This is a genomic window from Micromonospora sp. NPDC005220 (genome assembly GCF_040607895.1).
In the GTDB taxonomy this organism is placed as follows: domain Bacteria; phylum Actinomycetota; class Actinomycetes; order Mycobacteriales; family Micromonosporaceae; genus Micromonospora.
In genome coordinates this window covers 39,390-53,785 of the sequence record NZ_JBEXHP010000023.1, presented here as the reverse complement: position 1 = coordinate 53,785, position 14,396 = coordinate 39,390, and the positions used below count along the sequence as shown (strand labels likewise).

General features: G+C 73.5%; 12 protein-coding genes. 10 read left to right on the top strand and 2 right to left on the bottom strand.

Translation table 11 applies throughout. From position 1 onward, the window contains the following. The first annotated feature begins 13 nt into the window (after nucleotides 1-13). Nucleotides 14-1,681: a phospho-sugar mutase gene (locus tag ABZU52_RS12820; protein ID WP_354971208.1), complete on the top strand. Its 1,668-nt coding sequence runs from the start codon at nucleotides 14-16 to the stop codon at nucleotides 1,679-1,681. A gap of 306 nt (nucleotides 1,682-1,987) precedes the next feature. Here the strand turns inward: ABZU52_RS12820 and ABZU52_RS12815 are convergent, their stop codons facing one another. Continuing rightward, the gene (locus ABZU52_RS12815) at nucleotides 1,988-2,665 is read right to left on the bottom strand and encodes a GPP34 family phosphoprotein (RefSeq protein WP_354971207.1); all 678 of its coding nucleotides are present in this window, start codon (nucleotides 2,663-2,665) and stop codon (nucleotides 1,988-1,990) included. Nucleotides 2,666-2,738: 73 nt separating this feature from the next. Beyond that, nucleotides 2,739-3,371: a uracil phosphoribosyltransferase gene (upp, locus tag ABZU52_RS12810; protein WP_354971206.1), complete on the bottom strand. Its 633-nt coding sequence runs from the start codon at nucleotides 3,369-3,371 to the stop codon at nucleotides 2,739-2,741. 133 nt (nucleotides 3,372-3,504) lie between these two features. On the opposite strand from upp, the gene deoC reads away from it, so the two are divergent. The 9 genes from deoC (at nucleotide 3,505) to cydC (ending at nucleotide 14,377) form a co-directional block, all read left to right on the top strand. Then, nucleotides 3,505-4,464: a deoxyribose-phosphate aldolase gene (gene deoC, locus ABZU52_RS12805; RefSeq protein ID WP_354971205.1), complete on the top strand. Its 960-nt coding sequence runs from the start codon at nucleotides 3,505-3,507 to the stop codon at nucleotides 4,462-4,464. Nucleotides 4,465-4,470: 6 nt separating this feature from the next. Beyond that, nucleotides 4,471-5,901, top strand: coding sequence for an aldehyde dehydrogenase family protein (locus tag ABZU52_RS12800; protein WP_354971204.1), 1,431 nt, complete (start codon nucleotides 4,471-4,473; stop codon nucleotides 5,899-5,901). Beyond that, nucleotides 5,894-6,718, top strand: coding sequence for an aldehyde dehydrogenase family protein (locus ABZU52_RS12795; RefSeq protein ID WP_210818811.1), 825 nt, complete (start codon nucleotides 5,894-5,896; stop codon nucleotides 6,716-6,718). The genes ABZU52_RS12800 and ABZU52_RS12795 overlap by 8 nt, the downstream gene beginning before the upstream one ends. 359 nt (nucleotides 6,719-7,077) lie before the next feature. Further along, the gene (locus ABZU52_RS12790) at nucleotides 7,078-7,545 is read left to right on the top strand and encodes a BlaI/MecI/CopY family transcriptional regulator (protein WP_354971203.1); all 468 of its coding nucleotides are present in this window, start codon (nucleotides 7,078-7,080) and stop codon (nucleotides 7,543-7,545) included. 10 nt (nucleotides 7,546-7,555) lie between these two features. Next, nucleotides 7,556-8,461: a M56 family metallopeptidase gene (locus ABZU52_RS12785; protein ID WP_354971202.1), complete on the top strand. Its 906-nt coding sequence runs from the start codon at nucleotides 7,556-7,558 to the stop codon at nucleotides 8,459-8,461. A 162-nt stretch (nucleotides 8,462-8,623) separates the two neighbouring features. After that, a complete protein-coding gene (locus ABZU52_RS12780) occupies nucleotides 8,624-9,877 on the top strand; it encodes a cytochrome ubiquinol oxidase subunit I (RefSeq protein ID WP_354971201.1) in 1,254 nt (417 codons plus the stop codon). A 17-nt stretch (nucleotides 9,878-9,894) separates the two neighbouring features. Next, on the top strand, nucleotides 9,895-10,902 hold the full coding sequence (locus tag ABZU52_RS12775) for a cytochrome d ubiquinol oxidase subunit II (RefSeq protein ID WP_354971200.1): 1,008 nt from the start codon (nucleotides 9,895-9,897) through the stop codon (nucleotides 10,900-10,902). Continuing rightward, complete coding sequence (cydD, locus tag ABZU52_RS12770; RefSeq protein ID WP_354971199.1) at nucleotides 10,899-12,575, top strand: thiol reductant ABC exporter subunit CydD; 1,677 nt, start codon at nucleotides 10,899-10,901, stop codon at nucleotides 12,573-12,575. Before ABZU52_RS12775 ends, cydD begins: the two co-directional genes overlap by 4 nt. Next, nucleotides 12,572-14,377, top strand: coding sequence for a thiol reductant ABC exporter subunit CydC (gene cydC / locus ABZU52_RS12765; RefSeq protein ID WP_354971198.1), 1,806 nt, complete (start codon nucleotides 12,572-12,574; stop codon nucleotides 14,375-14,377). The genes cydD and cydC overlap by 4 nt, the downstream gene beginning before the upstream one ends. Nucleotides 14,378-14,396 lie beyond the last annotated feature (19 nt).

The window sequence follows — 14,396 nt, the reverse complement described above, 5'->3', positions numbered from 1 at the left end:
GCTATCAAGGGGCATGGCGGCGGACACCACTGACATCGACGACATTCGCGAACAAGCCCGGCGCTGGCTGGCCGACGACCCCGACCCGGCCAGCCGGGACGAGCTGACGGCGGTGCTGGACGGGCTGCCGGGGAGCGCCCCGGAGCTTGCCGACCGGTTCGCCGGCCCGCTGACCTTCGGCACGGCGGGGCTGCGCGGCCCGCTGCGCGCCGGCCCGAACGGCATGAACCTCGCCGTGGTCACCCAGGCCGCTGCCGGCCTGGTCACCTGGCTCGCGGCCCAGGGTGGCACCGGCCCGCTGGTGATCGGGTACGACGCTCGGCACGGCTCCCGGCAGTTCGCCGAGCGCACCGCCCAGGTGGCCACCGGCGCTGGCCGTCCGGCGCTGCTGCTGCCCCGCCCACTGCCCACCCCGGTGCTGGCGTACGCCGTGCGTCACCTCGGCGGGGTCGCCGGAGTGATGGTCACGGCCAGCCACAACCCGCCGCAGGACAACGGCTACAAGGTCTACCTCGGCGCGGAGCTGGGTGGCGAGCTGGGCGCCGGCGCGCAGATCGTGCCGCCCGCCGACGCCGGGATCGAGGCGGCCATCCGGTCGGTCGGGCCGCTGACCCAGGTGCCGCTCGGCGAGCCCGGTCAGGTGCTCGGCGACGACCTGGCCGCCTCGTACGTCGAACGGGCCGCCGCGGTGATCGACCCGGACGGGCCACGGGACCTGACTGTGGCGTACACCCCGCTGCACGGGGTGGGCGCGGCGGTGCTCACCGCCGCCTTCGCCCGCGCGGGTTTCCCAACCCCCGGTGTGGTGCCCGACCAGGCCGAGCCGGACCCGGCGTTCCCCACCGTGTCGTTCCCCAACCCGGAGGAGCCGGGTGCGGTGGACCGGCTGATCGCGCTGGCCGACTCGACCGGCGCGGACCTCGCCATCGCCAACGACCCGGACGCCGACCGTTGCGCGGTGGTCGTCCGGGACGACCGCGACGGCTGGCGGATGCTGCGCGGCGACGAGGTGGGTGTCCTGCTCGCCGATCACCTGATGCGCAGGGGGGTGACCGGGCTCTACGCCACCACCATCGTGTCGTCGTCGCTGCTGCGGGCGATGTGCGCGGCCCGGGGCCTGCCGTACGACGAGACGCTGACCGGCTTCAAGTGGATCGTGCGGGCCGGCGGCGGGAGCGCGCCGCTGGTCTTCGGCTACGAGGAGGCGCTCGGCTACTGCGTCGCCCCGGAGCACGTCCGGGACAAGGACGGCATCACCGCCGCGCTGACCGTGGCGGAGTTGGCCGCCGGCCTGAAGACGCAGGGTCGTACGTTGACCGACCGGCTGGACGAGCTGGCCGCCGAGTTCGGCGTGCACCACACCGATCAGCTCTCCGCCCGGGTGGACGACCTGCGGATCATCGCCGACGCGATGGCCCGGATCCGGGCGGCCACCCCGGCCACCCTGCTCGGGCAGCCGGTGGACAGCGTCCGGGACCTACTGCCCGAGTCGGACGTGGTGATCCTGCGTACCGCGATGGCCCGGGTGGTGATCCGCCCGTCCGGGACCGAGCCGAAGCTCAAGGCGTACCTGGAGGTGGTGGAACCGGTCGCGGACGGTGACGTGCGGACGGCCCGCAGCCGGGCGGCGTCGGCCGTCGCCGAACTGCGCGCTGAGGTCAGCGCTGCCCTGGGCATCTGAACCCCGCGGCCCCACCCCCACCCCACCCCCACCCCCACCCGCGACAAGTCCGCCCTTTGCTCTGCACCCGCGGAAGCGCCATTCACCTGTCGGTGGGTGGCGCATCGGTGGGGTGCGTCGGTGGGGTGCGTCGGTGGGGTGCGTCGGTGGGTGGTGCCTGGGCGGGTGCAGAGCAAAGGGCACGCCGAGCGAGGTGCGACCCAGCCGGCGGCGCGGACCGAGCGAGGTGCGACCCAGCCGGCGGCGCGGACCGAGCGAGGTGCGACCCAGCCGGCGGCGCGGACCGAACGGGATGCGACCCGACGATCAGCGGCGCGGGCCGAGAGCCTGGTCGACGGCGGTGGCCAGGGCGGCGACGACCAGGCCGACCGACGGGCGCACCACCGAGTCGTCGGTGCTCACCTCGCCGGAGAACCCGGCGCCGGTGGCGATCTCCGTCAACCGGCGGCGGGCGTCGGCGGCTGCCTCGCCGCTCACCCCGAGCGCGGACTCCATCCGGAGCACCACGACCAGGGTGGCCAGCGCGGCGGTCCGCTCGTCCGGGGCGGCCGCACCGGTCAGCGCTTCGGCCAGCCGCTGCCGGGTCTCCGCCTCGACGGAGGAGTCCACCACCGGGTAACGGTGCACGTGGATGAAGCCCAGTTCGGTCTCGTCGATGTCCCGGACGACGCCCTGCCGGCACAGGTCGGCGAGGATCCGGTCACGCAGGCCGTGCCGCAGACGCTGCACCCAGGACGCCGGGGTGTGCGGAGTGTCGGCGGCGATCCGGCTGAGAACGTCGTCGCTGAACGGCTCGCCGGTCGGCGTCGAGTCGATCACCGTCAGGGAGCCGTCGGCGTACGCGATCCGGCCGGCCAGGGCCAGCTCGACCAGCACCGCGGCGGCCATGCCCAGGTCCAGGCTGATCCGCGGCATGGTCGCCTTGCCGGTCGTGTCGTCGTAGGCGAGGAGCAGCAGCTCCTCGGCGAGCGCAACACCAGTCATGGCCGAGAACGGTAGCGGGTCCGCGCACCAGCGCGCGCGGACCCGCCGGATCCGGCACCGACCGGGCAACGCCTCAGAAGCGGGGCATGCCACCGAACTGGCGGTCGCCGGCGTCGCCGAGCCCGGGGACGATGAACATGCGGTCGTTGAGCCCCTCGTCGATCGAGGCGGTGACCAGGCGCAACGGGAGGCCGGAGCGCTCCAGCCGCGCGATGCCGACCGGGGCGGCGAGCACACAGAGCACGGTGATGTCGGTGCAGCCCCGGTCGGCCAGCAGCTGGCAGCAGTGCTCCAGCGAGCCGCCGGTGGCCAGCATCGGGTCGAGCACCAGCACCGGCAGCCCGGCCAGGTCGCGCGGCAGCGACTCCATGTACGCCCGAGGCTCGTAGGTGGCCTCGTCACGGGCCAGGCCCACGAAGCCCATCGAGGACTCGGGCAGCAGGCCCAGCGCGGCGTCCGCCATGCCCAGCCCGGCGCGCAGCACCGGGACCAGCAGCGGCGGGTTGGCCAGCCGGGTGCCCTCGGTGCCGGTGACCGGCGTCTCCACCGGGTACCGCTCGACGGGGAAGGAGCGCGCCGCCTCGTACACCAGCATGGTGGTCAGTTCGTGCAGCGCCGCCCGGAACGTCGAGGAATCGGTGCGCGCGTCCCGCATGGCGGTCAACCTGGACTGGGCCAGCGGGTGGTCAATGACGTGTACGTCCACGATCGCTCAACCTACCGGTCCGTAGCGCGCGGCGGTGCGGGTGCGGTCGGACCAGGGACGCCGCTCACGTCGGCGGGTCACCGAGCGGTCGTGACCAAGATCACTCGGCGGTTCCGTGCGTAGACTTCTCGGCATGACGGCGACAACGACGTCGGCCCGGTCGGAGCTCTCCGAGCTGGGACGATCCGAGACCGCTCTGCGGACCTTCCTGCACGGCCTGCCCGGCGTGGACCAGGTCGGCGCGGAGCAACGGGCGGCACAGCTCGGCACCCGATCCATCAAGACCACCGCCAAGGCCCAGGCGATCGACCTGGCGATCCGGATGGTCGACCTGACAACCCTGGAGGGGGCGGACACCCCCGGCAAGGTGCGCGCGCTAGCCGCGAAGGCGCTGCGCCCGGACCCGGCCGACCCGTCCTGCCCGCACGTCGGCGCGGTCTGCGTCTACCCGGCGATGGTCCCGCACGTGGCCGAGGTGCTGGCCGGCAGCGGCGTGCACCTGGCCAGCGTGGCGACGGCGTTCCCGTCGGGTCAGGCGCCGTTGGAGATCAAGCTGGCCGACACCCGGGCCGCCGTCGCGGCCGGCGCCGACGAGATCGACATGGTGATCAACCGGGGCGCGTTCCTGGCCGGGCGGTACAAGGAGGTCTACGACGAGATCGTGGCCACCAAGGAAGCTTCCGGGGATGCCCACCTCAAGGTGATCCTGGAGACCGGCGAGCTGGCCACCTACGACAACGTGCGCCGGGCCTCCTGGCTGGCCATGCTGGCCGGCGGTGACTTCATCAAGACCTCCACCGGCAAGGTTCCGGTCGCGGCGACGCTGCCGGTGACGCTGGTCATGCTGGAGGCCGTCCGCGACTTCCGCGCGGCGACCGGACGACAGGTGGGCGTGAAGCCGGCCGGCGGCATCAAGACCACCAAGGACGCGATCAAGTACCTGGTGATGGTCAACGAGACCGTCGGCCCGGACTGGCTCGACCCGGACTGGTTCCGCTTCGGCGCGTCCAGCCTGCTCAACGACCTGCTGATGCAGCGCACCAAGCTGACGACCGGCACCTACTCCGGTCCCGACTACTTCACCCTGGACTGATAGCCGATGTTCGAATACGCCCCCGCCCCCGAGTCCCGCTCGGTGGTGGACCTCAAACCCTCGTACGGGCTGTTCATCGACGGTACGTTCGTCGACCCGACCGACGGCGGTAGCTTCAAGTCGATCAACCCCGCCTCCGAGGAGGTGCTGGCCGAGATCGCCGAGGCCGGCGCCCAGGACGTGGAACGCGCGGTGCGCGCCGCCCGGAAGGCGTACGACAAGGTCTGGGGTCCGATGCCGGGCCGGGACCGGGCGAAGTACCTGTACCGCATCGCCCGGCTCATCCAGGAACGCTCCCGCGAGCTGGCCGTCCTGGAGTCGCTGGACAACGGCAAGCCGATCAAGGAGTCCCGCGACGTCGACCTGCCGCTGGTCGCCGCGCACTTCTTCTACTACGCCGGCTGGGCCGACAAGCTGGGCCATGCCGGCTTCGGGCCGAACCCGCAGCCGATCGGCGTGGCCGCGCAGGTCATCCCGTGGAACTTCCCGCTACTCATGCTCGCGTGGAAGATCGCCCCGGCGCTCGCCGCGGGCAACACGGTGGTGCTGAAGCCCGCCGAGACCACCCCGTTGACCGCGCTGCTGTTTGCCGAGATCTGCCAGCAGGCCGAGCTGCCCGCCGGCGTGGTCAACATCGTCACCGGCGCCGGCGACACCGGCCGGGCGCTGGTCGAGCACCCCGGCGTGGACAAGGTCGCCTTCACCGGCTCCACCGAGGTGGGCCGGGCCATCGCCCGGTCCGTCGCCGGCACCCGCAAGAAGCTGACCCTGGAGCTGGGCGGCAAGGCCGCCAACATCGTCTTCGACGACGCGCCCATCGACCAGGCCGTCGAGGGCATCGTCAACGGCATCTTCTTCAACCAGGGGCACGTCTGCTGCGCCGGCTCCCGACTGCTCGTTCAGGAGAACGTCGCCGACCGCGTGCTGGAGTCGCTCAAGCGACGGATGGCCCAGCTCCGGGTCGGCGACCCGCTGGACAAGAACACCGACGTCGGCGCGATCAACTCGGCCGCCCAGCTGGAGCGGATCCGGGAACTCTCCGACGCCGGCTCGGCCGAGGGCGCCGAGCGCTGGTCACCGCCGTGTGAGCTGCCCGACCGGGGCTTCTGGTTCGCGCCGACCATCTTCACCGGCGTCACCCAGGCGCACCGGATCGCCCGCGAGGAGATCTTCGGCCCGGTGCTGTCGGTGCTCACCTTCCGCACGCCGGCCGAGGCCGTGGAGAAGGCCAACAACACGCCGTACGGGCTGTCGGCGGGCATCTGGACCGACAAGGGCTCGCGCATCCTGTGGATGGCCGACCGGCTGCGCGCCGGCGTCGTCTGGGCCAACACGTTCAACAAGTTCGACCCCACCTCGCCGTTCGGTGGGTACAAGGAGTCGGGCTACGGTCGCGAGGGCGGCCGGCACGGGCTGGAGGGCTACCTCAATGTCTGAGCGGGTCGCGGTACGCAAGACGTACAAGCTCTTCATCGGCGGGAAGTTCCCGCGCAGCGAGTCGGGACGGTCGTATCTCGTGCAGTCCTCGAATGTGTCACTGGCCTCCCGCAAGGACGCCCGGGACGCGGTGGTCGCCGCCCGCGCCGCCGTGAAGGGCTGGGCCGGCGCGACCGCGTACAACCGGGGTCAGATCCTCTACCGCGCCGCCGAGATGCTGGAGGGCCGCCGCGAGCAGTTCGTCGCCCTGGGCATCCCCGGCGACGAGGTGGACGCCGCGGTCGACCGCTGGGTCTGGTACGCCGGCTGGGCCGACAAGCTCGCCCAGGTGTACGGCGGCGCGAACCCGGTCGCCGGCCCGTACTTCAACATCTCCGCGCCGGAGCCGACCGGCGTGGTCGCCGTGGTCGCCCCGGAGCGTCCGGCGCTGCTCGGTCTGGTCAGCGTGATCGCACCGGCGATCGTCACCGGCAACACGGTGGTGGTGGCGGCGTCGCCGTCCGAGCCGCTGGCGGCGGTGACGCTGGCCGAGGTGCTGGCCACCTCCGACCTGCCCGGCGGTGTGGTCAACATCCTCACCGGCGCGATCACCGAGACCGCGCCGACGTTGGCCGCGCACATGGACGTCAACGCGATCGACCTGACCGGGGTCACCGACGCCGCGCTCGCCACCGACCTGGAGGTCAAGGCGGCCGAGAACCTCAAGCGGGTGCTCCGACCGGCCCCGGCCGACCACGACTGGACCGCCGACCCCGGGGTGGCGCCGATGACCGCGCTGCTGGAGACCAAGACGGTGTGGCACCCCAAGGGGGTGTGATCGTCTGTCCCCGGCCTCTTGGTTGTCCAGGTTGCGCCGGGCGGTTTTCCGGGGGAGCCCGCCCACTCCGGGCGGTCAGGCTTGATCCCTGCGTGGGCGGGCTCCCCCGGAAAACCTGACGTGGGCCGGGTCCGTCGGGTGGGGTCGGCTCACGGGTCCTGCCCGACGTCGCGTCGCCGGTCAACGGGGTCTGCGGTCGGTGCGGCCGAGATCTGCGCAACTTCCGGGATGTTGCTGTCTCCAAAGCGCTGGAGGCAGCAACATCCCTGTTCTTGTGCGGATCTTGCGCCAGTCCGGCACCCTCATGATCGACATGGAGGGGTGGGTGGGGGGTCTACTACCGGGGGTAGGATTGGTTCGTGACTCGGTTGGGCGATCTTGAGCGTGCGGTGATGGACGTGCTGTGGGACGTGGTTCCCGGCACGTCGGACGGGGTGACCGTGCGCGAGGTGGCCGACGCGCTCGATGGTCGCGAGTTGGCGTACACCACGGTGATGACCGTGCTGGACCGGCTCGCCGGCAAGGGCATGGTGCAACGGGAGCGGGAGGGGCGGGCCTGGCGGTACCGTCCGGCCGCCAGCCGCGAGGCGCACATCGCCCAGCTCATGCTCGACGCCCTCGACCTCGGTGGCAGCCGGGACGCCGCGCTGGTCCGGTTCGCCCGCTCGGTGACCGGCACCGAGGCCGAGGTGTTGCGGGCGGCCCTGGGCAGCGAGGCCGGCCTGACCGGGCCGGGCTCCACCGGCGGCGACGCGGGCGGGGCCCTGACCGATCAGGTGGACAGGCAGGCGGGCCGACGACCCGCCGGCGACGCAGCGGAGCGGTAGGGCGCCCGCCATGGCCTACGCCGTGCACTTCGCCGCCACGATGCTGGCCTGCTATCTGACCGCCCAGGTGCTGGCCCGCTCCACCTGGACGTGGCGCAGCCCCCGGGTGGCGATCGTCTGCTGGCAGGCCGTCGGGCTGGCGCTGGGCCTCTCGGCGATGGGCCTGCCGATGGCGCTCGGGTTGAGCGCGTACGACCGGCCGACCGGTGGCGCACTGCTCGCCCTGGCCAACGACCTCACCCACGGCGCGCTGCCGATGGGGGTGGGCACCTTCGAGCTGGCCGGCGTCGGGGTGGGCTTCGGCATCGGGGCGGTGCTGGTCACGACGACGGTGCGCAGCATCCACGGCACCGTACGCGCCCAGCGTCGGCACCGGGACCTGCTCTCCCTGGTCGCCCGGAACGATCCGGCCGCGCCGGGCGCGTTGGTGCTGGATCATCCGAGCGCCGCCGCGTACTGCCTGCCGGGCGTGAAGCCGCAGGTGGTGGTCAGCGCCGGCACCCTGAGCCTGTTGGACCGAGCCGAGTTGGCCGCGGTGCTCAGCCACGAGCGGGCGCATGCCCAGGAGCGGCACGACCTGGTGCTGTTGCCGTTCACCGCGCTGTGCCGGGCGCTGCCGTGGTTCGGCTGGGTGCGTGACGCGCACGAGCGGGTCGCCCTGCTGGTCGAGATGCGCGCCGACGACAAGGCCCGCGAGTTGCACGCCGAGGCTCCGTTGGCGGGGGCGCTGCGCCGGTTCGCCGCCGCCGGGCACCGGATCACCCCGGCCGGCGCGCTGGGCATGGGCGACCGGGATCTCGACGTACGGGTGCAGCGCCTGCTGGTCAGTGACCGGCCGCCCCGGGTGCTCGGTGCCACCGCCCTCGCGGTCGCCAGCACGCTTGTCGCCCTGCCGATCACCCTCTTCCTGAGCTGACCCGATCCGGCAGCCGCGCCGGCCCGACGATCTTCTCCCCAGTCCCATAACTACTACGCCTTGTCGTAGACTTTATTACTACAGGACGTAGTAAACAGACATGTAGTAATCCTACGTGTAGGGTGGCTACGACAAGGCAGCCAACGCTATGGAGGGCTGGTCATGGACACCCTGCTCCTCGCCCGCCTGCAGTTCGCCACGACGACCTCGATCCACTTCCTGTTCGTGGTCGTCACGCTCGGGCTGGTCACCCTGCTGGTCGGCATGCAGACCGCCTGGGTGCTCACCGGCAACCCGAAGTGGGAGCGGCTGACGCGCTACTGGGGCCAGCTCTACGTGATCAACTACGTGCTCGGCATCGCCACCGGGATCGTGATGGAGTTCCAGTTCGGGCTGAACTGGAGTGGCCTGTCGCGCTACGTCGGCAACGTCTTCGGGGCGCCCCTGGCCATCGAGACGCTTGTGGCGTTCTTCCTGGAGTCCACCTTCCTCGGAATGTGGATCTTCGGCTGGCACCGGCTCCGCAAGGGCGTCCACCTCGCGTTGCTCTGGGGCGTGGCAATCACCGCGTACGCTTCGGCGTTCTGGATCATGGTGGCCAACTCCTGGCTGCAGAACCCGGTGGGTTACCAACTTCGCGACGGGATCGCCCACCTCACCGACTTCGGCGCGCTGCTCACCAACCCCAGCCTCGGCATGGCGTTCGGGCACGTGGTCTCGGCGGCACTGCTGGTCGGCGGGATGCTGATGGCGGCGGTCAGCGCCGAGCACCTGATCCGGCGTACCCCCGACTTCGCGCTCTTCCGCACCTCACTCCGGATCGGCCTGGTCACCGCGGCACTGGCCGTCACGATGGTGCAGGGTTTCGGTTTCGCCCAGTTCGGCCCGGTCGGCGCGGTGCAGCCGACCAAGTTCGGCGGCGACAGCCCGGAGAGCCGGGCGCTGATCGCCGAGTGGACCGCCCGGTTCGGCCCCGGCGACTACACCCCGCCGGTGCTGGCCAGCGTCGGGCTGGGCTTCATGATCCTGATCGGCTTCACTCTCGGCTGCGTCTGGTTGCTGCTGCCCCTGCTCTTCCGGGACTGGATCATCCGACTGCGCTTCCCGCTCTGGCTGATCCTGCTCGCCCTGCCGCTGCCCTTCCTCGCGGTGATCCTCGGCTGGATCTCCCGGGAGGTCGGCCGCCAACCCTGGGTGGCGTACGGGCTGCTCCCCGCCGAACAGGCCGTCTCCCCGGTCAGCGCGCCGCTGATGCTCGCCTCACTGATCGGGTTCAGCCTGCTGCTGGGCACCCTCGCCGTCACCAACTGGGTGCTGCTCGCCCGGCACGCCAGCCGCGGCGCGGCCGACCCGGCGCTCGGCCGCCCACCGGCGCCGCCCAGCGAGCCGGCGCACCCCGAACCCGCCCTCATCTGAGCACCGAGGAGTAGACAGTGGACCTCGCCTGGTACGCCCTGCTGGGCCTCTTCTTCGCCTGCTACCTGGTGCTCGCCGGCTACGACTACGGGGTCGGGTTGCTGCTCGCCCGCGGCGTCGGTCCGGCCGGGCGGCGGGAGGCGCTCACCGCCCTCGGCCCGTTCTTCCTCGGCAACGAGGCCTGGTTGGTGGCCACCATGGGCATCCTCTTCGGCGCGTTCCCCCTCCTGGAGGGCGAATTGCTCGCCGGCTGCTATCCGGCCGTCGTCGGCGCCCTGGTCGGCGTCATCCTGGTCACCGTCGGGGTGCAGTTGCGCAGCCGGCCCAGCGACGAGCGGATCCGGGCCCGCTGGGACCGCGTCGTGGTGATCGGCAGCGCCCTCGCCGCGCTGGGCTGGGGTGTGCTGCTCGCCGCGCTGCTGCAGGGCGTACCGCTCCAGGCCGACGGGCACGTCGCCGGGGTGACCCACCTGGCCACCCCGGTCGCGGCCGCCGCCGGGCTGGCCAGGGTCACAGTGGTCGCGGTGCACGGGGCGACCTTCCTCACCCTGCGGCTGTCCGCGCAGTCCGCCGCCGTGGTCGGCCGCACGGCCCGCCGGCTGGTGCCGGTGGCGCTCGCCGCGGTCGCCCTGGCCACCGTCGTGGGCCTGCTCTCCGCCCGGGTACGCGACGCCGTCCAGCGGCCGGCGGTGGCCGTACTCCTGCCGGTGCTGCTGGTGGCGGCGCTGCTGGCGGCCCGCGCGGCGCTGGCGCGGCGGCGGCCGGGGTGGGCGCTGGTCGCCACCGGCGCGGCCCTGGCGCTGCCGGTGCTGCTGGTCGGAGCCGCTCTCTGGCCCTACGTGCTGGTGTCCACGACCGACCCGGACGCCTCGCTGCGGGTGGCCGACGCCGCCGCCAGCACCCCGACGCTGCGGCTGCTGGGCTGGGTGGCGCTGCCGCTACTTCCGGCCCTACTAGGCTTCCAGGCGATGTGCTGGTGGGTTTTCCGAGGACGGACCGACGGTAGGGCACCGGTGTACTGGTGAGTCGCCGTCCGTTCGACAGGCGTCTGCTGCGCCGGGTCCCTGCGGCCCGGGGCGATCTTGCCGTGCTCGCGCTCCTGGGCGTGCTGGCCGCCGGGCTGATCGTGGCGCAGGCCACCGCGCTCGCGTCGCTGCTGGCCACCGCCATCGACGGTCGGCTGGACCGGCCGGCGCTGGCCGGCTTCGTGGTCACGGTCGCCGCCCGCTCGGCAGTGGTCTGGGCGCAGGGCACGGTCTCCGCGCGGGTCGCCGCCACGGTCAAGGCCACGCTCCGCGCCGACCTGCTCGGCGCGGTGGGCCGGCACGGGCCCGGATGGGTGGCCGGGCAGCGGGCCGGCGAGATCGCCACCCTCGCCGGGCGCGGGTTGGACGCGCTGGACGCGTACTTCACCGGATACCTGCCGCAGCTGGTGCTCAGCGTGACGGTGCCCCTGGCGGTGCTGGCCCGGGTCGTCTTCGCTGACTGGAGCTCGGCGGTGATCATCGCGCTGACCCTGCCGCTGATCCCGGTCTTCGGCGCACTGCTCGGCTGGCAGGCGCAGGCCGCCACCGAACGGCAGTGGCGGCGGCTCGCGCTGCTCGGCGGGCACTTCCTGGACATGGTCGCCGGGCTGCCCACGCTGCGCGCGTTCGGGCGGGCCCGGGCACAGACCGACGTGGTGCGCCGGATGGCCGACGGTCACCGCGTCGCCACGATGAAGACGCTGCGGATCGCGTTCCTCTCCGCGCTGGTGTTGGAGCTGGTCGCCACCCTCTCGGTGGCGCTGGTAGCGGTGCCGGTCGGCATCCGGTTGCTCGGCGGCGGGCTGGCCCTGCAGACCGCGCTGCTGGTGCTGCTGCTCACCCCGGAGGCGTACCTGCCGCTGCGGGCCGCCGGTAGCCGCTTCCACGCCAGCATGGAGGGGCTGGCCGCGCTGGACGAGGCGTTGACCGTCTCGGCCGCACCCGCCGCGCCCCGGGCCGCCGCGGGCGCCGCCGTTCCGGACGCGCGGGCCGAGATCCGGTTCGAGGGGGTGACAGTGGCGTACGAGCGGACCACCGCGCTGCGCGACGTGACACTGACCATCCGGCCCGGCGAACGGATCGCCATCATCGGCCCGAGCGGCGCCGGCAAGAGCACCCTGCTCGGCCTGCTGCTCGGCTTCGTGACCCCGACCAGTGGCCGGATCACCGTGGACGGGGTGGACCTCGCCGCCGCCGACCCGGACGCCTGGCGGCGGCAGCTCGCCTGGGTGCCGCAGCGGGCGCACCTCTTCGCCGCCTCACTGGCCGACAACATCCGCCTCGGCGCACCGGACACTCCGGCCGACGCGCTCGCCGCCGCGGTGCACGACGCCGCCCTGGACGACGTGGTGGCCGGCCTGCCCGACGGCCTGGACACCCTGCTCGGCGAGCGCGGCCACGGGCTGTCCAGCGGGCAGCGGCAGCGGGTGGCACTGGCGCGGGCGTTCCTGCGGGCCGCCCCGGTGGTGCTGCTGGACGAACCCACCGCCCGACTCGACACGGCAGCCGAGGCCATGGTGCTCGACGCCACCCGTCGCCTGGTCGCCGGGCGGACCGCGCTGCTGGTCGCGCACCGGCCGGCGTTGCTGGCCGACGCCGACCGGATCCTGCGCATCGAGGACGGTCGGGTCACCGAGTTGACGCCCGAACCGACCGGGAGGGCCGCCCGATGACCGGGGAAAACGAGCCGGTGACCGGCCGGGCCGTGCCCTGGGACGCGTACCGCAAGGCGACCGGGACCACCGCCGAGCGGGCCGTGCTGCGACTGGCCCGGCCGTACCTGGGCCGCCTGGTCGGAGCCGGGCTGCTGGCGGCCGCCACCGAGTTCGCCGGGCTCGCCCTGATGGCCACCGCCACCTGGCTGCTGATGAGCGCCGCCGGTCAGCCTCCACTGGACCGCCTCACCGTGGCGATCGTCGCGGTCCGGGCGCTGGCGATCAGCCGGGGCGTGTTCCGCTACACCGAACGGCTCGCCGGGCACGACGCGGTACTCCGCATGATCACCGACGTCCGGGCCCGGGTCTTCGCCACCCTGGCGGCCCGCCAAGGTGCCACGCACCGTTCGGGGGACGTGCTGAGCCGCCTGGTCTCCGACGTGGAGGCCGTTCAGGACCTGCTGCTGCGGGTGCTGGTCCCCGCCTCGGCGGCGGCAGTGGTCGGGGCGCTGGCGGTCGCCGTGGCGGCGCTGATCTCCGTACCGGCCGCCGGCGCGCTGGCCGTCGGGCTGCTGGTCGCCGGGGTGGCGCTGCCCGCGTTGGCCACCGTGCTCACCCGCCGCAGCGCGGCCGAGGTGGCCCCGCTGCGAGGCGCGCTGGCCACCGACGCGATCGACCTCACCCACGGCGCCGCCGACCTGGCCGCGTTCGGGGCGACCGAGGTGGCCCTGCGCGCCGCCGAGCAGCGCGCCCACCGGCTGGCCCGGCTGGAACGTCGGCTGGCCGCCACCGGGTTCGCGGTGGACGCGGCCGGCGTGCTGACCGCCGGCGTGACCGCCGCGGCGGTGGTGCTGATCGCGCTCGCCGCCGACGTGTCGGGGGTGCTGGTGGGCGTCCTGGCCGTCGGCACACTGGCCGCCGTCGAGGTGACGTTGGCGCTGGTCACGGCGGCCCGGCAGTGGACGCAGCTGCGGCCCGGCCTGGCCCGGGTGGCCGACCTGCTCGACCCGGGCCCGCCGCCCGCGCCGCCCGCGACCGGTCCTCCGGACCTGACCGGCCCGCACGAGTTGCGCTTCGTCGACGTGACAGTGCGGTACCGGGCCGGCGCGGCACCCGCCCTGGACGGCGTCAGCCTGGACCTGCCGGCGGGACGCCGGATCGCGGTCGTCGGCCCGAGTGGCGCCGGCAAGAGCACAGTGGCAGCCGTGCTGACCGGCACCGTCCGGCCCGCGTCCGGCCGGGTCACAGTGGACGGTCACGACCTCTCGGCGTACGCCGAGGAGGCGCTGCCCCGGGCGATCGGCGGGCTGCTGGCCGAGGCGTACGTCTTCCACGCCACGGTGCGGGAGAACCTGCTGCTCGGGCGGGCCGGGGCAGACGAGGAGGAGCTGGCCGGGGCCACCGCCGCCGCCGGCCTGCTGGACTGGGTGCGCGCCCAGCCGGCGGGCTGGGACACGCTGGTCGGCGAGGAGGGCGGGCAGCTCTCCGGTGGGCAGCGGCAGCGGCTGGCGCTCGCCCGGGCCCTGCTCGCCGCGCCGCCGGTGCTGGTGCTCGACGAGCCCACCGAAGGTCTGGACCCGACCGCCGCGGACGCGGTGCTCGCGTCCGTCCTCGCCGCCACTCCCGCCGGGCACTCGGTGCTGCTGATCACCCACCGGCTCAGTGGGCTGGACGAGCTGGACGAGATCGTGGTGCTGGACGGCGGCCGGGTGATCCAGCGCGGTCGGCACGCCGAGCTGGTCGCCGCCCCGGGCTGGTACCGGGACCAGTGGCTGCTCCAGGCCGCCGCCGAACGGGGTTACCTGGCGCTCGCCCCCTGACCCGGCTCGGGGGTGGACC

Bases quoted from the DNA above. Each gene is read 5' to 3' on its own strand.
- ABZU52_RS12780 (WP_354971201.1), top strand. From the start codon at position 8,624: ATGGACACCCTGCTCCTCGCCCGCCTGCAGTTCGCCACGACGACCTCG.
- deoC (WP_354971205.1), top strand. From the start codon at position 3,505: ATGACGGCGACAACGACGTCGGCCCGGTCGGAGCTCTCCGAGCTGGGA.
- ABZU52_RS12815 (WP_354971207.1), bottom strand. From the start codon at position 2,665: ATGACTGGTGTTGCGCTCGCCGAGGAGCTGCTGCTCCTCGCCTACGAC.
- cydC (WP_354971198.1), top strand. From the start codon at position 12,572: ATGACCGGGGAAAACGAGCCGGTGACCGGCCGGGCCGTGCCCTGGGAC.
- ABZU52_RS12795 (WP_210818811.1), top strand. From the start codon at position 5,894: ATGTCTGAGCGGGTCGCGGTACGCAAGACGTACAAGCTCTTCATCGGC.
- ABZU52_RS12820 (WP_354971208.1), top strand. From the start codon at position 14: ATGGCGGCGGACACCACTGACATCGACGACATTCGCGAACAAGCCCGG.
- ABZU52_RS12800 (WP_354971204.1), top strand. From the start codon at position 4,471: ATGTTCGAATACGCCCCCGCCCCCGAGTCCCGCTCGGTGGTGGACCTC.
- ABZU52_RS12785 (WP_354971202.1), top strand. From the start codon at position 7,556: ATGGCCTACGCCGTGCACTTCGCCGCCACGATGCTGGCCTGCTATCTG.